A 22,717-nucleotide genomic window follows, 5' to 3' on the forward strand; every position below is an offset into this window, starting at 1 on the left:
AGTGGCCGGAGGTGTCCGGTTGGCCGCAACCGGACCCAGGGTCCTGACATCAGACCTGCTCGCGCCGCCTCTCCCACGCCCCGGCCCGGAGCCGCGGAAGGGGCCGCCGGTGTGAAGGCGAAAGGAGACGATCAGCCCGTCGGAGGTGGACGCCAGTCCCTCACAGGCCGGCGGGACCGGCCTTGACCATCTCGTCGTTGTACCCCCATCGCCTCAAGAGCCTTCGGGGCCGGCGCTGCCCCTGCCCCGGACTCCTGGTCGGGCATCCTCGACATGAGGTAGCGCATGGTGTTCGCCTTCCCCGGCATCGAGGGACTCGTCCCCCACTGCCCTCACACACTCGTCAACGGATCCACACCGGATCGACACGCCCCTGGAACTTTTTCTCGGAAATCTTCTTCACCGGTGTCCCGCATCGTGTGAACCCCCCGTGAAGCGCATGACCCAGGCTGGAACCTCCCGACAACGAGAGGATCCTGATGACATCCCGAACACGAGTGACCGCGACCGCTGCCGGCCTGCTTTTCGGAACCCTCCTACTGGCCCCGGCGCCCGCTTCGGCCGTGGAGACCACCGCCGCCCCGGCGGCCGCATCGACCAGCTCGACCTCTACGGGCGTAATTGTCCCGCCACCCTCGCCGTGGGAATGCGTCGTGAACCCACTGCCCTGTATCGGACTCGGCTGAAGCATCGGCACCGCGGATGGTGTTGCGGAGTGTGACAAAGACTCTCAGTCCCGGGAAGGCCGAAGAGCACGCCAGAGCCGAGAAAATATCTCGATGATCTGCACAAACACGCCATCCGTATAGCTGCGGAGTCCCGTCAGCACCTGACACGAAACAGACAGTGCTACGCGGATGAGCACGATCCCCGCGCAACATCAACCCAGGGATCTTACAAATGGAACAATGACTTCCACCCGGAAGATCACGCGAAATAAACCACATTCGCCAAAACACACTGAAAGAATTTCGATTTCAACAGGACCGCAAAAGAGATCAAACGGAGTGAGACCTGCCCCTGGCGCAAGAAATTCCACCCGAAGGTAGTATAATATCGCATTATTTTCCTGTGCAGCCAGTGAAAATATGACCCACCAAAGTTAGCTCCGCCCATGCGCCAAGAAAAATTCTCTAGGTACACTTTGGAAAATGGGCTTCGGGTTCTGGTATCAGAGAAGGACCTTTGCTCATCAGTCGCCCTCAGCCTCCAATATGGAGTCGGATACCGTTCAGAGGCAGAAGGAGAGTCGGGTTTAGCTCACCTCTTCGAGCACCTGATGTTCCAGGGTAGCGCGAATTTCGCCCGGAACAGTCACTTCCGGATCGTGCAGGGATGCGGTGGGGAAACCGGTGGCGTGACGAAGCCCGATGTCACCGACTACTACCAGGTTGTACCCACTGAGTATGTACGTACCGCACTGGCTCTCGAAGCCGATCGGATGCGCGCTCCCACATTCGGGGAACGCGAGCTGGAGATCCAAAAGGACGTCATCACACAGGAAATCAGAAGTCACCGTAAAAACCCTTACTATGGATTTCCCCGAAACCATCTGTCACGTATTCTCTACCGGAACTTCGGGAACTTTCACGACGGATACAGTGACGTCAGCTCCCTTCGCACCATGCATATTGAGCAGTGCTGGAAATTCTTCCAACGTTACTATGCCCCGAACAACGCAGTGCTCGCCGTCGTCGGAAATATATCCGGAGACGAAGTGGCGAAAATGGCCGAGGAATATTTTTCGTACATTCCTCGAAGAAGCACCATCCAACCTTCTGAAACAGTCGAGAGCGACCTGCGGTCAAGGCGTGAAATTCATCTAAAATCGGTTCGCATTCCTCACCCTTCTGTTGCGCTGGGATACCGAACACCCGAACCTTCAGACATAGAAGAATACCTACCTCTGGTGGTCGCTGGAGCGTTCCTCGGAGACGGTGCCCGAGGAGCTCTACGCAAACACCTGGTCGGAAAAACACAGATGGCTTCCGCAGTCACCGTCGGATGTGGCTTCGGAGAGGGGCCATTCACCATGCGCACCCCCGACACATTCACTATCGTGGCACTGCATTATGCACATACAGATGCCAGAACCATCCGCTCGGAGATCGACTCCCTTCTGGATTACCACGCCGATTCAGGAATCTCCGAAAAAGGATATATAAGAGCTGTTAAACGCGCTTCGACCCGCTTCTACCGACAGTGTGACACACTCCTGTCCCAAGCGCAGGCCACAGCCAGGTTCGAAATTCTCATGGGTCGTGGAGAATTTCTTTGGGAGTTGCCACGGCGAATGTTCGATGTCAGCCGTGACGACGCCACACGAGCCATCCAAAGATTATCCTCGGAACGCCATGAACGCGCCGAACTAACTCTCACCAAGGAGAACAGCACAGCGAACCCTCACTCGCAGCGCGACAGCAGGAAGTAATTGCGATGAAAACCCCGCCGGCATGCCCTTCCCCGAAGCACTTTCCCTCCTTTCCGCTACACGAAGAACGAACCGCCGACGGTCTCCGGGTCATCGCCCTTCAGGTTCCCGACGTCCCGCTGGTACACGCCGCGCTGGTCGTCCCATCCGCCGGGCTATCCATGGAGAACGCGGCTGTAGCCGCGCTCGGTGCCATGGTCCTGCTGTGGGATACGGATTCCCTCCCCCTCGGCCGGAACGGGATCTGCCTCGAGGACACGGGAGGCGAATTGGCCGCAGCGGTGGACACGAACGCGATGACTGTTCGCGCCAACGCCCCCGCCGCTGAGATGCAGCTGCTGCTCCGTTCGATGGCCGAGGCGGTCACACGCAACGGCTACCCTTCCCCAGCGGTGCACGCCGCACGCCGCGAACTGGTGAGGAACGATGCGCGGGCTGTCGCAAACCCCGGCCGTATGGCGATGCGTGAGCTCTGGCGCAGCAGCTTTATCCATCATCCCGGTGTAGTGGACGAGGTATTGATCGACCGGCTCTCCGATGTCTCAGCCGATGAGGTGCGCCGCTCTCATCCTGATCTGTTGTCGCCTCACGGCTCCACGCTGCTTCTGGTGGGCGGTTCGAACGCGTCGAGCATGGCCCACCAGGCCATGGAGGAGTTCGCCATATGGCGAAGCAATGGGAGAAAGCATCGAGGATCGTCGGGGAAAACCAGACCGTCCACGGATCCTTACGTTTCCGGAGAAATACGGTTAGCTCCTCTGGTCGGAGCGGATCACTGCTCACTCCGTCTAGCACTCCCTGCTTTGGGACCTCAAGAGAAGGGGCAGAGCGCTCAGCAGATCGCAGCCACCGTCCTCGGAGGATTCTTCTCCTCCCGCCTCGTCGCCAACCTTCGCGAGGACAAGGGTTACTGTTATTCGGTCTGGACGATGGTGGACACTGCTCAGGACGCCCATACTCTGCTCATCGGCACCGATACCCACCCCTCCTCCGCATCGGCTGCCCTAGATGAAATAAAGAGGGAGGTGGAACAGATGTCCAGTAATCCTCCCTCGGTGCAGGAGATCGAACGGGCTCGCGCGTACATGGTCGGTTCACTCCGCATTGCAATGGATTCCCAGAGCGGAGCCCTCAGTGCTCTCATGGACACGGTTCGACGAGGACTGAGTCCGAGTTGGCTGATCTCACGTCCTGATGCTCTGGCAGCCGTCGGGACTGAGGAAGTCGCTGAAGTCGCCTCAGAGGTGTTGCGCTCATCCTCCTTGCTCGGCGCTGCGGCCGGAGACGTGAGCATGTTCGAGGGCTCTGCGAGGTGAGAAGGAAAGAGATGACTTTCTCTTCGAAAACACGAAACGGGGCACAGGCAGCCACCGGAGGATCCACCGGAAGAGGAGAAGTACATCGGTCGTCGATAATTTCCGAACAACGGTTATCCAGCGACCCCAACATTGACCAGCGCCTGAACTTCCTGGAGTCACTGACAAAAGGACTTACGGGCGCTCTTCAGGAGTTCGGAGACGCACTGGAAGAACACGGGGGCGTAAGGCTCCCAAATCACCATTGGAAACAACCGCTCAAGCCAAGATCACAAGATGCTCCTCTACTGGAGCGCCTTGGCTCCGAACAACATATCCGCCACTGGCAAAGTCAAATATGGGAAAACGCCAGAGAGGAGATCGTGGCGGTCGTCCCCTGCGACACTTCCTCCATCTTTGACATTCGCCCCCTATGGGAGAACACCTTCAGTAGAACGAAGGGGAGGATTCTCTTCACTGGCAAACAGCCACGTGTTCATGCAATTCCCACGGCCGTTCATGACAGTGGCGAAAGAATTGAAATACGCTCTCTGTCAGAAAGTGCCCCATATTTCATCATGGTGGACCACAGCGTTGCCCTGGCGTGTGAAGGCGGAGCTTCCCCCAGTGATGCCGGATTATTGGTTCGGGCTCCCTCCCTCCTTAAAATGATAGATCTCCTGTTTGGCCAGCTCTGGGCGCAGACCAACGATGCACCATGGTTCGACACGGGGACAGCACTCACCAGCCAGGAGTTGAAGATTCTTCGGATGCTCAACGAGGGCGCCACCGACGAGAGCGTGGCGCGGCGCATCGGGGTCTCCCAACGGACGATCCGCCGCAAGATGTCGGACATCATGCGACGCCTGCGGGCGCACAGCCGGTTCGAGGCCGGGGTGATAGCAGCCAAGCAAGGGCTGCTGTAGACCGACGCAGCCGCCTACTTTCCAATGAGGAAACTAAGCTGTAGACTTTCCGCATAGGAAAGTAAAGGATCACGGAGGGTCCCGGGCACGGCATGGTGGCCCCTGGGCTGAGGCTGACTTCGTCGTCGGACTCCCCACGCCCCGATGCTCTCCGACAAATCAGACGAGGACCTATGAGTACACCCCCTCACGGTGAGGCACCGGTGAGCGTTACCGGCCTGGTCAAGAGCTTTGGTTCCACCACCGTTCTCAGCGATGTCACCTTCGATATCGGCGAAGGCGAAGTGTTCGGCCTGCTCGGCCCGAACGGTGCGGGCAAGACGACGACCATCGAAACCATCGTTGGGATGCTCGCGCCGACCCGGGGCCGCGTACGGGTCTTTGGTCGTGACCCCTACTCCGACCGCGGCCTCCGGCACATCGTCGGGATCCAACCGCAAGAAGCCGCGCTCCTTCCGCATCAGACGGTCAGCGAGACGCTCCGACTGTGGTCATCCTTCTACCAGGAGCCGGCCGAAACGGAAAAGATCATCACATCACTCGGTCTCTCCTCCTGCCGCGACGTGCGTATCGACAAACTCTCAGGAGGTCAGAGACGGCGTGTGTTCATCGCGACCGCGCTCGTTCCCCAGCCACGCCTGCTCGTCCTGGACGAGCCGTCATCCGGACTCGATCCCAGGACCCGTCATTCCCTGTGGGAGGTCATCCGGGACCGCTGTTCGGCCGGGACCACCGTGCTGCTGTCAACCCATTCGATGGAGGAGGCCCAAGAGCTGTGTGACCGCGTGGCACTCGTCGACAGGGGAACCGTCATCGCCTGCGGAACTGTTGACGAACTCGTAAGGACACACGCCTCGGAAGAAGGTGTCGGCGGGAGAGTAAGCAGTACGGAGGCCGTCGAACGCCTGTCCCTCTTGCCAGAAGCCATTGAGGTGGAATCTCGCCCGGTGAAGGATGGGTTTTTGGTATATGTCCGCACCGATTTCCCTGACGATTTGATCGCCACCATGCTAGCTTCACCGATCAAGGCTCGGGAGATCAAGGTGCATGGTGGACAACTCGATTCAGTATTCGTCAATCTCACAGGACACGGGTACCAGTCAGGCGAAAAAGGATAGCGGATCCACTCATCACGAAGGGCAAATGAAAATGAAAATAAAGTCGGCCGAATCCGCGGTGTTTCAGTTGTCCGCCGCCTACGGGCGTGAACTTCTCCGGGATCGAAAGGTGTTGGCGATATCGACCGCCATGCCCTTTCTTTTGCTGGCGACGTTCTTCGGACTCGGATTTATTATACCCGACAGCCCTGGTTTCGATTTCACCGCGTCGATGATGCCGCTGGTCGTGGTGAGCGCGGCAGCTACCACTGCTTTTTTCGGATCGGTCTCGCCACTCGTGGCCATGCGTGAGCGGGGGACACTCAGGCTGATGGGGATGACACCTCTGCCGCGCAGAGTAGTACTCCTTGCACTGCTGCCGTCGCGTCTGGCACTGGCCGGCACACAGATTTTACTGCTCTCTGGATTAGTCGTTCTCATCGCGGGCCTGGGGGTTGTCGAGCTCGTTCAGGTATACACCACTGCGCTCTTGGGACTGTTGATGTTCGCTGCGGTGGGCACCCTGATCGGAAGCCGGATCAGCAGTGCTGAGATGACCACACAGATACTCTCCCTCGTGCTTATGGTGCCCATGCTCAGCGGTTCGCTCCTAGGTCTTCCACCTGGCACCCTGCCCAGCGGGGCGGAATCTTTGCTGAGGTTCATCCCTACGACCTACCTGATCGATGCACTCCTGTATATCATTGCCGGATCTGAACCACGGTATCCCCTGTTGCTGGACTACTTCGCTGTCGCAGGAGTGACGATGCTGTGTGCGGTGATCGCGGTGTCACTGTTTCGTTGGGATTCTTCAAAATAATATATTTCCGTGGAACGCGGATCATATAAAACAACATAAAAGGCTCCGGCCCTGTTCCGCTGGATGCGGGACAGGGCCGGAGCTAGAAGATTTTTCAGCAGCTGTTCGCGGCCGTCGCGGTGCCGACACCAGAAACGACGGCGCTGGCCCCAGCGCTGACGATGGCCGACACACAGATGCCGCCGCAGACGCTCGCAGTCTCTGCGCCGTCGGCGTCATAGGCGAGCTCGTCCGGCGTGGTGTAGGCAGTGTAACCGCCCATGAGGTCCATCGCGTCCATGAGTTTCCTCCTGTTACTGTTTTCGATCATCCGAAATAGTGTGGCTTCAGCCGCCTCATGAGCGGCCTGCCAAGAAGTACTCTATTCGTTCCTTATAGTACAAACAATGGGATGTCCTAAAGCGTCCATCCAGGCTTCTCGAAGATCAGGGAAATGACATTTTTAGGACACTGGGAGGGTGCTGAGTGAAATAACAGGTTGGTGTGCGCAAGCATGAGACGCTACGAGCCGACCCTGCGCCCGGACAGACGTGAAACCCCTGGCAGGACAGGCCTCACCACAAGATCGTCCACTGAAGCAGAGGTTCCACGTTGGCCCTCTGTTCCGCCACGCTCGACGTTCCCCGCCACGTGGTCGAGCTCCTCGCCCGGCATCTGGCCGCCCACCGCCGCGTGATCGGAACCCAGCAAGGCTCTCGCCGACCAGGTCCCCGATCTGGACCGGGTCCTCCAACGCCGAAACGGGGCTGGGGCAGCGCGGCCAGGCTCCAGCGTAGGTGGGAGGTAGTGATAGGGCCTTGGTTCAGGGCGGCATCGACCGAGCCGTGACCGCGGCGGGGTTCGGGCTCCAACGAGAGTTGGGCCAGGTGGTGCACGGGGGGTCGGGGCACTGACCAGGGCTTCGCAGACCTCGAAGAGGGCATCAGCGCGTTTGGGCAGGCAGGCATGGAAATCGGAGCGGAATCGGGACGATTCCGATGTGTTCTTGGTCGAAGCACATGGCCCGAAGACCGTTGTTGTGTCCGAGAAACGACGAAGCCCGTGACCAGGACGGTATACGGTCCCGGCCTCGCGGCCAAACGCCAAGCTAGCCGTCGTCTCCTTCCTCCTGGGTGCCGTAGGCCGCATCTGGCTTGGACGTTTCCCTGGACGCCGCGATGATCTGTTCCAGAGCGTCGAGGTGCGAGTTCAGAACCGCCCGGCCCTGGTCGGTGAGACGTACCCACGTGCGCCGGCGCTTGGCTTCCACGCCCTTGCGAACTTCGGCGTAGCCCGCCGCCTCCATCGCGCTGATGTGCTTGGACAAAGCGGAGTCGCTCAAGCCCACGTGGTCACGCACGAAGGAGAACTCCGCCCACTCTGCAGGCGCCAACAGGGAGAAGATGGACAGGCGGGGGCGAGCATGGACAAATTCGTTGAACGTCTGTGCCCGGGGATCCATCACTCCCCCCTCTGCTGCGGTGCGGGGGATCGGCGGGAGACCAGGAGTCCGGTCACCAGCAGAGCCGCGCCGAGGCAGATCCCCGTCCACACATTGGGCAGCGGGACACCGCCCCCGTTGAATCCGACCGTCGCGACTGCGGTAACCGCCACGGGCAAAGCGAAGGCGATGGCCACGGTCCGAACACTCCGCCACGTGTACAGAGATCGGTGCGGACGGACACGCGCGCGGGAGAGTTCCCACCACGCAGAGAAGGCGACGGCCGCAACCAGTGGCAAGGCCAGTGCCGCGAACGACAGTGCCCAGCGCCCCGGGGAGTCGTCCATGTCCGCGAAACTGTCCACGAGGTCGACCGTGGCCAGGATGCCTGCGAGGCTCATGCTTCCCAGGGTCCACGTCAACCAAGGGAAGCGGTTTCCCTCGGCGATGGTGTTCCCACGTTGCACCTGTGCGAGGTGCAGAGCTTCCCGCGCTTCCTGTCTGTCCATGGCTGGTGTCCCCTTCCCCTCATGCTTTCCTCACCGGAAAGTCTAACAGCCTCTTTCCTGTGAGGAAAGTATCGTGCGGGATCGGTTCTCACGCAGGCCGTGTGCCGCCTCGTCCCCTGCGAGGACGATCCTTCGAGAGGGGAGGCGCGGTACGGCGTCGCAGTCCATCAACCGGATTTCGTGTGCGTGGACAGGTCGGCCCAAGCAGAGGCTTCCGTCCCATCACTGTCGGACCCGGGAAGCATCTGACCGCGCACCAGGTCCGCGTACATGGGGCATGTGCGCAGGAGCTCTTTGTGCTGTCCCGTTCCGATCACCTGGCCCGCATCCAGAACGATGATCTGGGCCGCGTGTCTGACTGTGGACAAGCGGTGGGCGACCACCACCACCGTCCGGGTCTGCGCCAGGCGGTTGATGACCTGACGGAACAGCTCCTCGTTGATGCTGTCGAGCTGGGAGGTGGGTTCGTCGAGGAGGAAGATCGGCGCGTCGGACAACAGGGCCCGCACCAGCGCGAGCCGCTGGCGTTCACCACCAGAAAGAGCGATTTCCGCACCGAGACAGGTGTCCAGCCCTTCCGGCAGGCGCTCCACCGTGTTCAGCAATCCGACTTCCGCGATGTACTCCATGAGTACCGTGTCATCGATCTGCTCGCTCTGGCCGAGGGTGAGGTTTTCGCGAACTGTACCCTCGATTTGAGTAAATTCCTGATCGACATAGGCGATATTTCCACGAAGTTCGTGCAGATCCCAATCCGATGTTTTTCTCCCGAATACGCTCACTGAACCTTTCTCAGGGGAATAGAAGTTCTCTATAAGGTTGATAATCGAAGTCTTTCCTGCACCGGACGGCCCCACGAGAGCAAAAAGCCCCCGACCTGGAATGACGAACGAAATGCCTTTCAGGTTGACGTCCTCATGATAGGAGAACGTGACGTTGTCAAAACGCACGGAATGGGCATCGTCCGGTGGATCGCCGAGGAGGTCGAAATCCAGAAGATCCTCGTCATAGGGTTCGGAGGCCGTGGACAGGACACTATCAATGCGATGTTTCGCAGCCAGACCCGCCTGCAGGCGACCGACACCCGTGGCGATGGTAGTGAGCGGCGCGATCATTTGGATCAGATAGAGTAAAAATGAGGAGAATTCAGCGATCGAAAGGTCACCGGAGACGAGTCGCGCTCCGCTGCCGATCACCACACCGATCAGGGCAACCTGCTGTCCCGTCCCGATGAGTGGCGATAGGGCGGACTGCATGATGATCGCCCTTGTTGCTGATTTCCTAGCCTGCTCAGCCTGGTGACCGGCCCTCTCCTGAGCCTTGGACTCTGCGCAGTAGGCCTTGATCGTGAGCAGCGCGCCGAGCGATGCGGTGAAGCGTTGCGCGAGGCTGCCGATTGCCTCTTGGAGCTGGGCAGTACTGCGCCGAACACCGACGACAAACCCTCCCGTTCCCAGAGCGGCGATGCAGAAGGTCACCGCGACGATCAGCAGCAGGACCCAGTCAATAAGTCCCATGATGATCAACGATGCACCAACGGTGATAGCCGATACAGGAATCTGGGCAACGCCTATGTCGACGACTGACCGCAACTGGGTGGTGTCCGACGTCACCCGGGCCACCAGGTTCCCCTCGCCGAACTCCTTTGCCCTCTTCAACGGCAGGTGCAAGACGTGCTTAATAATCCTCTGCCGGATGCTGAGCACGAGGACCTCACCGGCGCTCCCCAGCAGATAGGCCGAAAACGCCCCGGCGAGTGAACCACCCAGGGCCATCAGGGCGACGGGGACGATGTCCATGAGCTCAGGGGAACCCTTGGCCATCATCGCCGAAATCAGATCTCCAACGGCAAGCGGAATCATGATGGTTAATGCTGCCCCAGCGACACCTGAAACAAAAGCCGCCATGACCCTCAGCGGAGATTTTTCCAGCAGTTCTCTCGCAATGCTCATTTTCCGCCTTCGCGACGGAACATTCTCTGGCATCGTCATGGATTTCCTTTTCTCAAATATCTCTTCGGGTTTGGCGCGTGAAGTCTGCCGACGAGCGCGACGTACGTCTCGCAACTGCGGTTGCCCAGGAGGCGCAGTCCCCTTCCTTCAGCCTGCCTGAGATCCAGCGGCGAGGACAACAGAAACCTCCCGCAGCAAAGCACATGTCCTATTTAGGACAGCCAAATAAACCAGTAGGTTCCTAAATAGGAAAAAAATTTTGAACCTCTCGACCAGGGCGCTAGCATTTCGAGTCAGCAAGATCCCACAGGGCTTCTACCTATGTGAGTACACATGACATCAGTAAATTTCGAGAAAGAACCGATGGCAGAAAGGAGGACTTGGACGGCGATCAACCTGTCCCTTGTCCCTGAAGTCGACCTTCTACTCGAAAGCAACCGACTCGGAAAATTTATTCCGGATACCGTTGTGTCTTTCCTTGGACGTAACGATATTTGGGCCGGCACAACAACAAAAGGTCGCCGGGTGCTAGTGAAAAAGCTCGCTGGCACAGCTTGGGATATTGAAAATCGGATTGCTCGGATCGTCAACAGCGAAAAGGTGCTCGATAGTCTGGAACTCGGCGCGCTCGAACGCCCCGAGTTCATCAGCCACGATCCCGAATCAGCATTACTGGTCCATGCCTTGGTCGATGACGCAGAAACAGGCGCGGAACTAGTGTCCGACGAGCGCTTCACTGAAACCATGGCCGAGCGTGTGGGAAGAGCCATGGGCGAGTTGCACAGCGCCCCTGTCTCGGATCAGTCCGTCAGCACAGCCCCCTTCGCTTTCCCTCCCCTCGGACTGTTGAAGGCGATCCCCCTACACCTCTTCAACTCCTGTTCTCGAGGAGAATTGGACTCCTGGGCGCTGATGCAGCGTGACGCGCAGCTCATCGAGGCTCTGAGTTCCCTCCAACACACGGAGGCGACCGCCAACCATTCCATCCTGCATGGGGATCTTCGCCTGGATCAGATCCTCGTGACCAAGGAATCAATATATTTCACCGACTGGGAGGAGTGCCGTTTGGGCGACCCCGCACGAGATGTTGGATCCTTTGCTGGGGAATGGGTGCTACACGCACTGTCAAAGATTATCGATATTCCCTCTGGCGATCTCGAATTCACTGAATCAGCATTCTCGCACGAAGCCGTTCTGGAACGCGGTGCACGCATGATCGATTTCTACAAGGAGTTCATCATGTCCTTCTGGAATGCCTACAGGACGGTGGCGGAGCCCGACCGAGGCTTCGCTGAACGCGTGACAGCCTATGCCGGATGGCATCTATTCGAACGCATGTTGGCCAGAGCCCAGAACCGTATCTCCTTGAGTGCTGTCGACCGCGCCACTGTGGGAGTCGGACGCATGATGCTCCTTGAACCGAAATCCGCATCGACGAGTATCGGTATTGATGAAAAAGGGATCCAGAAATGACTCTCTCACCTGATGTCAGCCGTGCACTGCGCGATGTGCGTATCGCTCCTGATCTCAGCAGTCTCGTTGTCGGTGACCGTGTCGTCGAAATCGACCAACCCAGCGAACTGCGCTTTCGCCTGCCTGCCACTCTGTACGAAGAGTGGCACATAGGGCACTCCGCTCTGGATGTCGAGGAGCGACGTTTGTGGTGGGACCCGGACCTGCGCGAGGCCCTGTATGCCGCCGTCCCACACCGCACCACCAGTCGTCGAGCGATCATGCTCGACCCCGACCCGGGGGTCCACAACGGTGATGTCGTCGTTCGGATGGAGGGAGTGAAAGTCCGTATCCCGTCGAACCTGGTGGATGACGGCATCGGTGCCGGCGATCGTCTCCAGCTCCGGACGGATGCGGTCCGACCGTCACTGTCCCCTGGATTCTTCCTGGCCGATGGAAGCCAGGGACTGTTTCCCAGTGGTGCGGTCCTGCGTATCTACTTCCACTTGGCGGCCTCTGAGATAGCACCGCGCGTGTGGGGGGAAGTTCTCAGAACGCTGGAAGGAATGGACGTGCGGTACCGGGCGAAGATCCTGGCAGCACGACGCTACTACCCCCGCCGGGACGCCATGGTGGTTTACCTGTCCAGTGAGGACTGGCATGCCGTGGAGAAACTCGTGGCGACGGCTGGTGACCTTCCGCTCGCTTCGGGCCAGACCTCGGTGTTCACCCAGCAGCTCGCCCCGGGAGTCGCCTACGCCTGGGAACCGGAGGACGGACGTCAGGGCCGGCCGACGCTCAGTTTCGGGCAGCACCGAGCAAGTGTGGTCGCTGAGGCACTGATCGACTCTGCTTTCGAGGTCGGTGAGTCCTCTCACCAAGCCTTGGAGCAACGAGTCGAGAAGGCGATGTTCCATGCAGGCATCGATCCGCAAAAACCGCATCGCAACCTGACCTCCCCTTTCCTGCCGGAGGTGTCCCATGGTGAATGACAGGGACGGACGGCCCTCCGTACTTTTCCCGCTCCAACCCACGTCGGTGGATGAACTACTCGCTTACGGACGTTGCGCGTCCCGTATCGGTACCCGTCGGTTCTGGATGGGGCAGTCGATGCAGATCGAGACCTTCCCTGCGTTGTCCTACCTCGCCGGATACGGTGTCGACGTCCCCATGGGCACGAGCGTGGCCCTCACTCCGCTGCGCCACCCCTACACGGCAGCCGTGGAAGCCCGTTCGATCGCTGCGTTGACGGGACGACCAGCCGTCATCGGTGTCGGCCCCGGCTATCCGGGCTGGGTTCGGCTGCTCAACGGACGCCCCTACCACAGCGGCAGAGCGGCAACAGTTGAGTACGTCTCCTTGCTTCGTGCCCTTCTCTCGGGCGAAGTCGTCCGGCACGACGGAGAGTACTTCCAGCTCCACGACAAACTTCCAGAGATGCCAAGTCCTCCTGTCGAGGTTGGGGCCGGTGTGCTGCGGCCTGGAATGGCCCGATCGATGGGAGGAGTCGCCGATGTCGCCATTACTTTGCTCACCCCCTTGGCGTTCCTGACCGAACGGATCTTGCCCGCACTGCGAGAAGGGGCCGAGGAGGCCAGCCGTCCCATACCGCGTGTGGCTTCGACCGTCCATGTCGCTCTCAAGCGCCCGCGTCGTGACCCGCGTCGGCTTGCCCAGCTGGGAGCCGGCACTCATCTGCGGCTACCGCACTACGTGGACATGTTGAACAAGGCGGGAATCGACGCCGATCCCTCTGATCCGGTCGGATCGGCACGGATGCTGGTGGAGTCGGGTGTGTTCGTGACAGGCAGCACGGACGAGGTGGTGGACCAACTCAGCCAATACACACAGTGCGGTGTTGACGAGATCATCCTGAACACAACCGGGGTGCTTGCCGCGGAGGGAATGGACGCCGCCCTCACCGATCTGGAGGAAATTACCGCAGCCATGGAAAAGCACCATGCTTGATCCCTATCGCAACGGATCGTTTTCCGTGCACCGCCTGCTCATCGTGGGAACCGGGGCCTTGGGAGTGACCTTCCTGCCGTACTGGCTCAACTGGCTGCGCCTGACCCATCCCCATGTCGAGACCCGCACGGTGGTCACGAAGGGAGCCCAGAGGTTCGTCACCCGCACCGCGCTCAGCGCGGTGGCCGGGCATGAGACCCTGACCGACACCTGGGATAGGCCTGGTGACGCACCTCAAGACGCTCTACACGTAGAACTGGCGCAATGGCCCGAGGCCATCGCTGTCTACCCGTGCAGTATGCACTACTTGGGCAGACTCGCACTCGGCCTGACCGAGAGCCCGTCCTTGCTGGCGCTCCAGTGCACGAAGGCTTTCATCGGGGTGGCCCCGGCGGTACCGCCCGGTGGAATCGAGAGTGTCGCCTTTCAACAGCACGCGAGCGCTGTGCGGAAGCAGCCCAGGTTGACCGTCGCCTCACCTCGTCCCGCTCCGAGCAGTGCGAGCGAACACGCTCCTGGTTTCGCGGCTGCCCCTTTTCCCGAACTACTGGAACGCATCGAGGCGATGGTTTCCGAAGAGGACCCGAACCCATGACCCACATGTCGCATGGCCCTGTTGTGGCCACGTTCGGTACTCGTAACGTCCGAACGGTGGTCCGCAGCACGGGGCACGGTCGCTACATCTGGATGAGGCGCACGGGGACTGCCGCCCCTGGCCCGCTGGCTTGTGCCGAGGGTCGTTTGAAGGCGAAGGTCCGGGAGGCCGTACCATCCGTCGGCGTTTCCGTGCAGTTCGCTGAGAATTCGACGGAGCCGCTGCGTTATGAGATGAGCGGATCTGTTCCAGCTGCGGCGGTCCTGCGCACCGGGCGCGTGGACATCGATCGTGGTGTCGCAGACCTGCTAAGGGCCGTGGGTGCAGCGCTCAGAGCCCTGCACCGGCTACCCGCAGTTGCCGAACTGCCACCTGATCCTCCCGGTTTCATCAGGGCACGCCGCTGGTTCGCCGATGGAGGGGAAAGCATGTCAGCGCGCCGCCTATGGCGCCTGGCCCACAGCCGCCTCGGGTTCCACCGCATGGAACGCCTGCGCGAGTTCACGGAACATTTTAGCTCGTCTTCATCGAACCATTCAGTATTGCATGGAAACCCTGCACTCGCCCAGATTGTTCCCGCAGAAAGCAGCGGCACTGGGGCACTGATAATAGGCGAGGACATGTGCAACGGTGATCCTACATTCGATATCGCCTGGCTAATCGGGGAAATCACTGAACTGCACGATTCCCACAAGCGTGATATGCGCCAAATTCCCGGAGCAGACTATGCACTTCTGGGCCAGTCCTTCCTCCAGGGCTACGGTAGCATTCCGAAAATTGATACACTAGTCAATATATCGGCGTTGCGGACTATGGTCCATGCCCATGACTACGCTTCTTACGTAGGCTGGCACGATGATCTCCATGACATGTTGGATATTGTTGGCGAGCGCCTCGACGGAACGAACCTCAGCTTGTTCCATGAATGGCAAGAAGGCATATACCCCCAACCCGTTCGACAGCATGGAACAGTAAGGCGGAATCCATGATATGGACAACCTGAAAAAGAGGGGTTGCACGTTCAGGAGGCAGGACAGCTTTCTATCGCAGATGTGGGTCCCCGGCCTAAATTCTTCGGGTCGGCTTCTACCTGACCAAGCCGTGGGTTCGCCCGGTTCTCCTTGCAGGCACGGGAGCGGTGGGTGGTGTCAACTCGTTGAAACAACACCCTCGCCCTCAAGCGGGAGCTTGTAAAATACTTCTTGCGGTGTGTAGAACTCCAACCTGAGTTGGCTCAAACGGTCAGTACGCGTCCTCATCACTGCATAAGTGCGTCAAGCGCCTCCTGCTGGGCAGTCGGAATCTCCGGCGGAAAGGGCTGGGCCATTCCGTCGCCCACGATGGTCGCCGAGCGCAGCGGACGCAGCTGCCGCACGAGGGCCCGGATACTCACTCCGCTACGGGCCTGTACTCGGCAGGTGCAGGCCAAAGCGGTGAACGCGAAGGTCAGATGCGCCTCGATCGTCTGCCGTGTGCGATGGAACGTCGGCCGGGCGGCCAGATTGGTCCCGGGGATCGGCAACGTCGGCTCCTGGGGCGGAGCCACCAGGTTCACTCTGGGCGCGGCCGGTCCCAGGTCGGGGTCCAGGGCTTCTTGGTGGTCGTCTTCGAACAGGTCGGTGCGATGGTCCGCTTGCGAGGACAACACCATGAGCCAACTCAGGCAGACCGTGTGCGAGTACGGGTGAAGGACGAGCGGGTGTTGGCGCTGGTGAAGTCATTCCTGAAGGTCCGGATCATGACTGAGCCCGACGAACGGCCGCCAACGCCGTCGGCACAGGGGTTCGGCCTGCCTGCGCGACGAGAACTATGGGTAATTCACCCTCTGGGCCGCCCCCTGCAGGACGAGAAACGACACCAGGGCCGGTGCGGCCACGTTTGCGGTGGTGGGCATCTCGAAGAGCCACACCACTGCCTTGGGCATCAGGAAGGCATACGCGCCCTCGATATCAGCGAAGAACCTGAGCCTACGCGGGGATACAGACCTACTCACGAACTGGGTCAACCGTTCACTGGTCACATCCCAGGGTTCCCAGCCATGAACGGCTCAACGAGACTGTCGACGGGTCGGAATCGGACCGCAGGAGGGCCATACTCAGTTCCGGGTGCTTAACAACGCGATCCACAGCTATCATGACACGGGAATCCGAAGAGCGGATTGCGGCATCTGACATTCTTTTTTCCAGCTCTCCTCTTATACCCATGGCAAAGGGGCTGTGGCTCCTGGGAATAAAAGGACCATGGTAAACCTTGAGAACATCTGATATACACCCCTCCCGAAGAAGGTCCAGAACCTCCACCACATCACAGGAAACACGGCCGTCCAAGCGATACCGACACCGGTCCATGTCGTATGCGACGTCGAGACCAAGCCTTCGCGCCCGCATCGCGAGCGTCGGCAGGCTCGATGGGGAGGGCGGTGTCTCGAACAGGTTCTCCAACAACCAGTCCCGGGGCGCCACCCCTCCCGAGAGCGCGAGTATGGCTACCAACTCCAGGGCTCGCCCGCTCCGAGCCGGCGCACCGTCGACACGGATGCCCCCGAGCGTCTGCACACGCATGACCCTGCCCATCTGCACCTCATACCGTCACAGCCTTCAGACCACCCGCCCCAGACGTCTCATCTTCATGCGTGAACGAAGGGATATTCTCCCAGCTAGCATGCCATCAGATGGAGCGCGTGAACCATTGAGTCGTAAACACCTGTTTATGACACGAAGTCCTTCCCGCGCAATGCTTAGAGTGGTTGGCCAGTTCGCAGCGCCACGCCGAATCGCGGCGTGGCCGGGGCCCGTACCAGGTGAAGGAGTCAGCGTTGGAGGAGGGCAACGGTCGCCGCACTGGCCACATGCGGCCACAGAGCCTGGCGGAGAAGGTGCAGCGACTCATCGAGTTACGTACTCCGCCCGGGGGCAAGCGCCCCTCCTACGGGCAGGTCGCTCGCAGCATCAACGAGGAGGAGGGCCGGAACGTCATATCCGGCCCCTATGTATGGGAGCTGGCCACCGGGAAGACCACCAACCCGCGGATCCACCATTTGGAAGCGCTGGCCGCGTGGGCGGGGACCGACCTCAGGTACTTCTTCGATAGCGACTACGCCGCGCGCGTCGAACCCCAGCTCGCACTGCTGTCCCAGCTCAAGGAGAGTGGCGCGCTGAACGTGGCGCTCCGAGCCAAGGACCTGTCCGACTCCAGCCGCGAACAGCTCGGTGCGATCATCGATCACATACGGTCCTTGGAAGGACTGAGTCCAGGAGAAACAGACGAATCAGACTGTTAGCATCCTGCATGCCACAGTAGTTGAACCAGTGGGAGGAACCTCGGGGTGACCAGCTCAGGAAGATGGTACTCACGTCTTTTCCCCAAGGATCCTGATGCCGAACTACGTGAGCTGTGCTCAGCGAAGATTCACGATCTTGTCCCACCTGCCTCAGTTCCCTTCTCGTTCGACACCTTCCTCCGCAGCCTGGAATCCCGGAGAGGTCGGTCCATCCGTCTGCACCCGTGGGAAAACGCCACGCCCAGTAACCAGATGTGTGGGGCTTGGATCAGTACCAGCGACGTTGACCACGTCTATTACGCAGCGAACACATCGGAAACACACCAGCGTCACATCGTGCTGCACGAGATCGCACACATGTTGTGGGGGCACGAGCTCCTACAGGACGATCGAGGTCTCGCGGTACTGTTCCCCGATCTTGATCCACTCGTCGTTCGCCGGGTTCTACTGCGCAAGCGTGCCCGGTACAACTCCCTGGAAGAACGTCAGGCGGAGATGACCGCCAGCCTGCTCGGCGAGATGGTCGACCGAATGTCCGTGACCACGCCGAGACGAGGCGCTCTGGGCCGTCTTCAGGAGACCCTCGGCGGCAGTGTGGGCACGACCTGATGCCTCTCCTAGAGCTTCTGCCACCGCTGTTGGCGGGGAGTGTGGTGGCATGGCGCGCTCCAAAGGCCCTTCGAGACCCCAAACACCGTCCGCTCACGGTGGCCTTCCTCGGACTCACGGTCGCGGCCACCCTGCGTGTACCCTACGTTGAGGCCATTTTCCGCGAGATCGACCTTGCCTACCTGCTCACCGTTCCCAAGCATCTGGCAGGCGTAGTCGCGGCAGCCGCCGTTCTCGACTTCATCGCGTGGTTGGTCGGGCGCGGCCATGACCTGCGGGGACGCAGAACACGAATCACCTTGGCAGCCGTCACCGCCACCGTCATGCTTTGGGCGTTGCCTTTCGTCCCCCGGTCCTCCGACGGTGACTTCGCCCTGGGAGGCGGAGGCAGTATCCCGATCCTGATCTACTGGGGCGCCTGGCTGGCACACCTCGGAATCGTCCTCGCCATGGCGAGTGGGCTCTTCCTCCGGCAGGCACGTCAGGCACCCGCCGGACGTCTGCGCTACGGGCTGGCCATCGGTGGCGCTGGAACGATCATGGGACTTTTTTACGTCGCGAACAAGGCGTTGTTCATGATCTTGGGGTTCACCCCCGGCATCGAACCGCCCTTCACCCCCGACTTCACGACGTTGCTGAACAGCCTGCTGCTCAACCTCTCGCTCTTCCTGGTCATCATCGGAACGACACTTCCCGCAGATTTCGTGGCGTCGGCCCTGGAAAGGGTGAACGACCTCCGGGCTCTGCACCAACTTCGTCCCCTGTGGAAAGCGATCCACCTGCAGAATCCGGATGTGGTTCTGGAGATCGACACGAATCCGCGTTGGTACGAGAGGCGTTTCTGGGACACACGTCTGCGCTTGTACCGGTACACCATCGAGATACGTGATGGTGTTCTCGCTCTGCGCGAGCATACGCAGGACCGAGTCGACGATGTCGCCCGCCGGGCCGCCGCGGCGTCCAGCACGCACAGGGCGGATATCGAAGCGTTCGTTCAAGCGTGCCAGTGGAGTGTCGCCCTCCACGCCAAGGCCCGCGGTATCCCTGGGGTTCCAGGGTCCGGCGACAGACACCATGGCGGAGGGGACCTGGACCATGAGGTTTGCTGGCTGCGTCGCGTCGCCCGTGCCTACCGCTCCCCGGCTGTCCGCGAACTCTCCGCATCCTTCTTCCCACACCACTGATGACACCGACAAGGCCGAGGAACTACTGTGACCGCTCTCGACGACGCTCGTACACCGACCACTGCGGACCGGGCGGCCCGGGCCGTCACCGAGGTCCTCGCGCCCGGTGTCCTTGTCATCGTCATCCTTCTCGCGGTCGGGTGGTACAGCACCCAAAACCTTTCCGGGATCGCTTGGGGGTTCCTCTCCGCGCTGTTCTGCGGCATCGTCCCCTACGCGATCCTCATCGTCGGAGCTCGGCTCAGCTGGTGGACCGACCACCATGTCCGGGAGCGCCGCCAGCGCTTCGTTCCCCTGCTGATCGTCATCGGATGTGTGACCCTCGGAATCACGACGCTGGTGTTCCTGGACGCGCCGCAGGTACTGCTCGCACTGGTCATAGCCATGCTGACTGCTCTGATCTTCACTCTGGTGATCACCGTGTGGTGGAAGGTCTCCGTCCACACCGCCGTGGCTGGAGGCGTCTCGGTCATCCTCGTACTCACCTATGGCACGGCTATGGCGGTCACGGTCCCGGGCGTCGTACTCGTCGGCTGGTCGCGCGTACGCCTTCGTGACCACACGTGGGCGCAGACAGTAGTGGGAGCGGTACTCGGCTCGGCCATTGCGGCGGTCGTCTTCTCCCTTCTCCGCTGAGCGTGCGCCTCCCCGCGTGGCCACAACCGGACAACGACACCCCTCCGAACCCGCTGAACTGGGGCCTTCGGTAGAGTTCCGGCACAGTTGCGAGGGAGTACGGCGTGTCGGCACGGCACCGGCTCCGAACCCGGGTGTGAAGGGGTGGGTGCGCGGGGTGGGTCTTTTCCTGAGTACCGCCTTCGGTTTCCCCTCCGTCCTGTTCACCCCGATGCTCGTCGTCGTCCTGGGCTACTGGATCTTCGTGATCGTCGGCGCCGCCGACACCGAGATGCTCGACAGCGTGGACGCCGACGGCGACGCGGCCGGTCTGAGCGCCCTCCTGGGCAAGGCGGGTCTGACGGGAACAGCGCCGAAGGCTTCCGTTGAGAGTGGTGGTGGGCGACGGGTCGGGCAGGTCCCCGTGACCGTGACCCTGACCATGCTGATCTGCGTCGCCTGGTTCGTGAGCATGATGGGAAGCATCTTGACCACCCTCGTCGACACCGCCTCCACCCCGCTGCTGTACGCGCTCGGCGCCGTGGTGCTGGTCATCGCGCTGGTCGCCGCCTGGGCGGTCACCAGCGGTGTCGTGATGGGCCTCCAGCGCCTCCTGCCCGGGCGCAGGAGCGACTCCAAGCACGAACTGGTCGGCCGCACCTGCGTGATCCGGATCGGCGAGGCCCGGGAGGACTTCGGCCAGGCCGAGATCACCACCGCGGGCGGCGCCTCGATCTCCATCCCGGTGCGCACCACCGGCGGCGAACTCCTCCCCCTGGGCAGCACCGCACTGATCTTCGACCACGACCCCGGCGAGGACGTCTTCCTGGTGACCGCCTTCGACGCAGCACTCGACCCCGGCCAGTCCTGACCGGGGTCGTGCCGGGGCAGCCGCCCCGGACTCCTCCACTCGCGTGGCTAGGCCGATCCGGCCCGCTCGTCGCGTTCCGCCTCCAGCCGATCGCGTTCCTCGGCCTCGTTGGCGCGCCGGGTCATGGTCCGCAGCGCGGGCAGGAAGAGCAGTGTGGCGATGATGACGATCGCCCCGCCGACCAGTGAGGGCAGCCGCAGGTCGACGCGGCCGAGGAAGCCGCCGATGAGGGCGCCGCAGGCGTTGAAGGTCATCGCGAAGATCTGTACCGATCCCAGCACCCGGCCGCGCAGTTCCGAGGGGATGGCGAGCTGGGCGACACCGATGATGACGGTGTTGGACACGGCCATGGCGACCGCGATCAGGGCCCAGAAGAAACCGGCGGCGTAGGCGTTGGGCGACAGGATGAACCCCACGCACCCGGCGCCCATCACCGTGTAGGCGATGGCCTCGGTGCGGAAGCGCCCCAGGAGGGCGACCACGCGGGAGACCGACAGGGCGCCGATCAGCGCCCCGAGCGCGGCCGACGAGATGAACACGCCGTACAGCGCCTCGGGCACCCCGAAGTGCGACCGCAGGATGAGGACCAGCACGGAGGACTGGAGCATGAAGCCCATGGCCACCAGTGACCCGTGCAGTGCCAGGTACCGGAGCGGCCGGTCGTTCCAGAGGAACGAGGTCCCCTCGCGGACCGAGGCGAGGACGGAGACGGCACGCGCACCCGGATCCGCCTGTTCGCCCCTGGGGCGCCGGGCGCTCAGGGGCAGGCCGATCAGAATGAGCGCGCCGAGCAGATAGGCCCCGGCGTTGACCGCGATCGGAAGTGCCGCGGCGACCACGATCAGCAGGCCGCCGATGGGGGCGCCGCCGAAGTCCTGGACGACCACCCGGCCTCCGACGATACGGCTGTTGGCCCGGTCCAGGGAGGTCTTGGCGACCAGTTCGGGCATCAGGGCGCGGCCGCCGATGTCGTAGAAGGCCTCGCAGGACATCACCACGAACATGACCGCGTAGAGGGTGAAGATGGTGGCGCTGCCCGAGGCCACGATCACCGCGAGTACCACCAGCGTGGCGGCGCGCACCAGGTTGGCGGCGATGAGCACCCTGCCCCGGTCCAGGCGGTCGACGAGCGCGCCGACGAACAGGCCGAAGATCAGCCACGGCAGGAAGCGCACGAAGGCCAGCCCGGCCACCAGTACGGGGTCGTTGGTGAACATGGCGGCCATCAGGGGGAGGACGGTCGCCATGATGCCGTCAGCCGCGCTGCTGCTCATGCTTCCGATCCAGAAGCGGTGGAAGTCGCGGCCCAGGCCGCGGACCGATCTGCTCGGTCTGGTCTGCACTGCCATGTTCTCAGCTCTCAATTCCTGGTGGCGGTTGGCGCGGGGAGGCGACGGGCCGTACAGCCCTGAACCGGGTGGGGCGGACTGCGGTGGTGCGGGTGCGGGCCCGTCGCACGGGCCCGCACCGGTGGTGCGAAACGGGTGCCGGTCAGACGGCGGCGAGGCTCCGGGGCCGGATGTCGGTCCAGTTCTCCTCGACGTAGCGCATGCAGGCCTCACGGGTGTCCTCACCCGCGACGACGTCCCAGCCGGCGGGGACGTCGGCGAAGGACGGCCACAGGGAGTGCTGGCCCTCGGCGTTGACCACGACGTAGAAGGTGCCCTCGGCGTTGTCGAACGGGTTGTTCATC

Annotated in this window: 23 protein-coding genes; 15 read left to right on the forward strand and 8 right to left on the reverse strand. The window is 61.5% G+C overall.

Annotated features, from left to right (window positions below):
* The first annotated feature begins 1,114 nt into the window (after positions 1-1,114).
* The 5 genes from ACUKCB_RS19520 to ACUKCB_RS19540 all read left to right on the forward strand — a co-directional run bounded on the left by ACUKCB_RS19520 (position 1,115) and on the right by ACUKCB_RS19540 (position 6,569).
* Positions 1,115-2,431: a M16 family metallopeptidase gene (locus ACUKCB_RS19520; RefSeq protein ID WP_473037038.1), complete on the forward strand. Its 1,317-nt coding sequence runs from the start codon at positions 1,115-1,117 to the stop codon at positions 2,429-2,431.
* A 5-nt stretch (positions 2,432-2,436) separates the two neighbouring features.
* The gene (locus ACUKCB_RS19525) at positions 2,437-3,747 is read left to right on the forward strand and encodes a M16 family metallopeptidase (RefSeq protein ID WP_473037039.1); all 1,311 of its coding nucleotides are present in this window, start codon (positions 2,437-2,439) and stop codon (positions 3,745-3,747) included.
* Positions 3,748-4,394: 647 nt separating this feature from the next.
* Complete coding sequence (locus ACUKCB_RS19530; protein ID WP_473037040.1) at positions 4,395-4,652, forward strand: helix-turn-helix domain-containing protein; 258 nt, start codon at positions 4,395-4,397, stop codon at positions 4,650-4,652.
* Positions 4,653-4,855: 203 nt separating this feature from the next.
* Positions 4,856-5,770: an ABC transporter ATP-binding protein gene (locus tag ACUKCB_RS19535; protein WP_473037041.1), complete on the forward strand. Its 915-nt coding sequence runs from the start codon at positions 4,856-4,858 to the stop codon at positions 5,768-5,770.
* A complete protein-coding gene (locus ACUKCB_RS19540; RefSeq protein WP_473037042.1) occupies positions 5,703-6,569 on the forward strand; it encodes an ABC transporter permease in 867 nt (288 codons plus the stop codon). The genes ACUKCB_RS19535 and ACUKCB_RS19540 overlap by 68 nt, the downstream gene beginning before the upstream one ends.
* Positions 6,570-6,663: 94 nt before the next feature.
* Here ACUKCB_RS19540 and ACUKCB_RS19545 read toward each other — a convergent pair whose 3' ends face one another.
* The 4 genes from ACUKCB_RS19545 to ACUKCB_RS19560 form a co-directional block, all read right to left on the reverse strand.
* The gene (locus ACUKCB_RS19545) at positions 6,664-6,879 is read right to left on the reverse strand and encodes an LxmA leader domain family RiPP (RefSeq protein WP_473037043.1); all 216 of its coding nucleotides are present in this window, start codon (positions 6,877-6,879) and stop codon (positions 6,664-6,666) included.
* Positions 6,880-7,656: 777 nt separating this feature from the next.
* Complete coding sequence (locus ACUKCB_RS19550; protein ID WP_473037044.1) at positions 7,657-8,010, reverse strand: winged helix-turn-helix domain-containing protein; 354 nt, start codon at positions 8,008-8,010, stop codon at positions 7,657-7,659.
* Positions 8,010-8,390, reverse strand: a complete 381-nt coding sequence (locus ACUKCB_RS19555) for a hypothetical protein (protein ID WP_473037045.1) — start codon at positions 8,388-8,390, stop codon at positions 8,010-8,012. Before ACUKCB_RS19555 ends, ACUKCB_RS19550 begins: the two co-directional genes overlap by 1 nt.
* A gap of 275 nt (positions 8,391-8,665) precedes the next feature.
* The gene (locus tag ACUKCB_RS19560; protein WP_473037046.1) at positions 8,666-10,489 is read right to left on the reverse strand and encodes an ABC transporter ATP-binding protein; all 1,824 of its coding nucleotides are present in this window, start codon (positions 10,487-10,489) and stop codon (positions 8,666-8,668) included.
* Between the two features lie 294 nt (positions 10,490-10,783).
* On the opposite strand from ACUKCB_RS19560, the gene lxmK reads away from it, so the two are divergent.
* The 5 genes from lxmK (at position 10,784) to ACUKCB_RS19585 (ending at position 15,454) form a co-directional block, all read left to right on the forward strand.
* Positions 10,784-11,923: a class V lanthionine synthetase subunit LxmK gene (gene lxmK / locus ACUKCB_RS19565; RefSeq protein ID WP_473037047.1), complete on the forward strand. Its 1,140-nt coding sequence runs from the start codon at positions 10,784-10,786 to the stop codon at positions 11,921-11,923.
* Positions 11,920-12,894, forward strand: coding sequence for a T3SS effector HopA1 family protein (locus ACUKCB_RS19570; protein ID WP_473037048.1), 975 nt, complete (start codon positions 11,920-11,922; stop codon positions 12,892-12,894). Before lxmK ends, ACUKCB_RS19570 begins: the two co-directional genes overlap by 4 nt.
* Positions 12,884-13,870, forward strand: a complete 987-nt coding sequence (locus ACUKCB_RS19575) for an LLM class flavin-dependent oxidoreductase (protein WP_473037049.1) — start codon at positions 12,884-12,886, stop codon at positions 13,868-13,870. The genes ACUKCB_RS19570 and ACUKCB_RS19575 overlap by 11 nt, the downstream gene beginning before the upstream one ends.
* Positions 13,863-14,465 carry a flavoprotein gene (locus ACUKCB_RS19580; protein WP_473037050.1) on the forward strand — a complete coding sequence of 201 codons (603 nt, stop codon included), beginning with the start codon at positions 13,863-13,865 and terminating at the stop codon, positions 14,463-14,465. The genes ACUKCB_RS19575 and ACUKCB_RS19580 overlap by 8 nt, the downstream gene beginning before the upstream one ends.
* 191 nt (positions 14,466-14,656) lie before the next feature.
* Positions 14,657-15,454 carry a phosphotransferase family protein gene (locus ACUKCB_RS19585; RefSeq protein ID WP_473037051.1) on the forward strand — a complete coding sequence of 266 codons (798 nt, stop codon included), beginning with the start codon at positions 14,657-14,659 and terminating at the stop codon, positions 15,452-15,454.
* Positions 15,455-15,723: 269 nt separating this feature from the next.
* Here ACUKCB_RS19585 and ACUKCB_RS19590 read toward each other — a convergent pair whose 3' ends face one another.
* Both ACUKCB_RS19590 and ACUKCB_RS19595 read right to left on the reverse strand, forming a co-directional pair.
* Positions 15,724-16,110 (reverse strand): hypothetical protein, encoded by a 387-nt coding sequence (locus tag ACUKCB_RS19590; protein ID WP_473037052.1) that lies wholly within the window; start codon positions 16,108-16,110, stop codon positions 15,724-15,726.
* A gap of 364 nt (positions 16,111-16,474) precedes the next feature.
* The gene (locus ACUKCB_RS19595; protein WP_473037053.1) at positions 16,475-17,038 is read right to left on the reverse strand and encodes a hypothetical protein; all 564 of its coding nucleotides are present in this window, start codon (positions 17,036-17,038) and stop codon (positions 16,475-16,477) included.
* Positions 17,039-17,313: 275 nt separating this feature from the next.
* On the opposite strand from ACUKCB_RS19595, the gene ACUKCB_RS19600 reads away from it, so the two are divergent.
* The 5 genes from ACUKCB_RS19600 (at position 17,314) to ACUKCB_RS19620 (ending at position 21,024) form a co-directional block, all read left to right on the forward strand.
* Complete coding sequence (locus tag ACUKCB_RS19600) at positions 17,314-17,745, forward strand: hypothetical protein (RefSeq protein ID WP_473037054.1); 432 nt, start codon at positions 17,314-17,316, stop codon at positions 17,743-17,745.
* A 336-nt stretch (positions 17,746-18,081) separates the two neighbouring features.
* Entirely contained in the window at positions 18,082-18,354 is a 273-nt protein-coding gene (locus ACUKCB_RS19605; RefSeq protein ID WP_473037055.1) for a hypothetical protein, read from the forward strand.
* Positions 18,354-19,538, forward strand: coding sequence for an MAB_1171c family putative transporter (locus tag ACUKCB_RS19610; protein ID WP_473037056.1), 1,185 nt, complete (start codon positions 18,354-18,356; stop codon positions 19,536-19,538). The genes ACUKCB_RS19605 and ACUKCB_RS19610 overlap by 1 nt, the downstream gene beginning before the upstream one ends.
* Before the next feature lie 27 nt (positions 19,539-19,565).
* Complete coding sequence (locus tag ACUKCB_RS19615) at positions 19,566-20,174, forward strand: hypothetical protein (RefSeq protein WP_473037057.1); 609 nt, start codon at positions 19,566-19,568, stop codon at positions 20,172-20,174.
* Positions 20,175-20,331: 157 nt separating this feature from the next.
* Entirely contained in the window at positions 20,332-21,024 is a 693-nt protein-coding gene (locus tag ACUKCB_RS19620; protein ID WP_473037058.1) for a DUF1449 domain-containing protein, read from the forward strand.
* A gap of 47 nt (positions 21,025-21,071) precedes the next feature.
* On the opposite strand, the gene ACUKCB_RS19625 is transcribed toward ACUKCB_RS19620, so the two are convergent.
* The gene (locus ACUKCB_RS19625) at positions 21,072-22,373 is read right to left on the reverse strand and encodes an MFS transporter (protein ID WP_473037059.1); all 1,302 of its coding nucleotides are present in this window, start codon (positions 22,371-22,373) and stop codon (positions 21,072-21,074) included.
* Between the two features lie 142 nt (positions 22,374-22,515).
* Positions 22,516-22,716, reverse strand: a complete 201-nt coding sequence (locus tag ACUKCB_RS19630; protein ID WP_473037060.1) for an MbtH family protein — start codon at positions 22,714-22,716, stop codon at positions 22,516-22,518.
* Position 22,717: the final 1 nt, after the last annotated feature.

The sequence above is a fragment of the Nocardiopsis moroccensis genome (genome assembly GCF_055763695.1).

What these genes read in the sequence shown, in the direction of transcription:
- ACUKCB_RS19520 (WP_473037038.1), top strand. Translation starts at nt 1,115, where the DNA reads ATGCGCCAAGAAAAATTCTCTAGGTACACTTTGGAAAATGGGCTTCGG.
- ACUKCB_RS19525 (WP_473037039.1), top strand. Translation starts at nt 2,437, where the DNA reads ATGAAAACCCCGCCGGCATGCCCTTCCCCGAAGCACTTTCCCTCCTTT.
- ACUKCB_RS19530 (WP_473037040.1), top strand. Translation starts at nt 4,395, where the DNA reads ATGATAGATCTCCTGTTTGGCCAGCTCTGGGCGCAGACCAACGATGCA.
- ACUKCB_RS19545 (WP_473037043.1), bottom strand. Translation starts at nt 6,879, where the DNA reads ATGATCGAAAACAGTAACAGGAGGAAACTCATGGACGCGATGGACCTC.
- ACUKCB_RS19550 (WP_473037044.1), bottom strand. Translation starts at nt 8,010, where the DNA reads ATGGATCCCCGGGCACAGACGTTCAACGAATTTGTCCATGCTCGCCCC.
- ACUKCB_RS19555 (WP_473037045.1), bottom strand. Translation starts at nt 8,390, where the DNA reads ATGAGCCTCGCAGGCATCCTGGCCACGGTCGACCTCGTGGACAGTTTC.
- ACUKCB_RS19560 (WP_473037046.1), bottom strand. Translation starts at nt 10,489, where the DNA reads ATGACGATGCCAGAGAATGTTCCGTCGCGAAGGCGGAAAATGAGCATT.
- lxmK (WP_473037047.1), top strand. Translation starts at nt 10,784, where the DNA reads ATGACATCAGTAAATTTCGAGAAAGAACCGATGGCAGAAAGGAGGACT.
- ACUKCB_RS19570 (WP_473037048.1), top strand. Translation starts at nt 11,920, where the DNA reads ATGACTCTCTCACCTGATGTCAGCCGTGCACTGCGCGATGTGCGTATC.
- ACUKCB_RS19575 (WP_473037049.1), top strand. Translation starts at nt 12,884, where the DNA reads ATGGTGAATGACAGGGACGGACGGCCCTCCGTACTTTTCCCGCTCCAA.
- ACUKCB_RS19580 (WP_473037050.1), top strand. Translation starts at nt 13,863, where the DNA reads ATGCTTGATCCCTATCGCAACGGATCGTTTTCCGTGCACCGCCTGCTC.
- ACUKCB_RS19595 (WP_473037053.1), bottom strand. Translation starts at nt 17,038, where the DNA reads ATGGGCAGGGTCATGCGTGTGCAGACGCTCGGGGGCATCCGTGTCGAC.
- ACUKCB_RS19600 (WP_473037054.1), top strand. Translation starts at nt 17,314, where the DNA reads ATGCGGCCACAGAGCCTGGCGGAGAAGGTGCAGCGACTCATCGAGTTA.
- ACUKCB_RS19610 (WP_473037056.1), top strand. Translation starts at nt 18,354, where the DNA reads ATGCCTCTCCTAGAGCTTCTGCCACCGCTGTTGGCGGGGAGTGTGGTG.
- ACUKCB_RS19625 (WP_473037059.1), bottom strand. Translation starts at nt 22,373, where the DNA reads ATGGCAGTGCAGACCAGACCGAGCAGATCGGTCCGCGGCCTGGGCCGC.
- ACUKCB_RS19630 (WP_473037060.1), bottom strand. Translation starts at nt 22,716, where the DNA reads ATGAACAACCCGTTCGACAACGCCGAGGGCACCTTCTACGTCGTGGTC.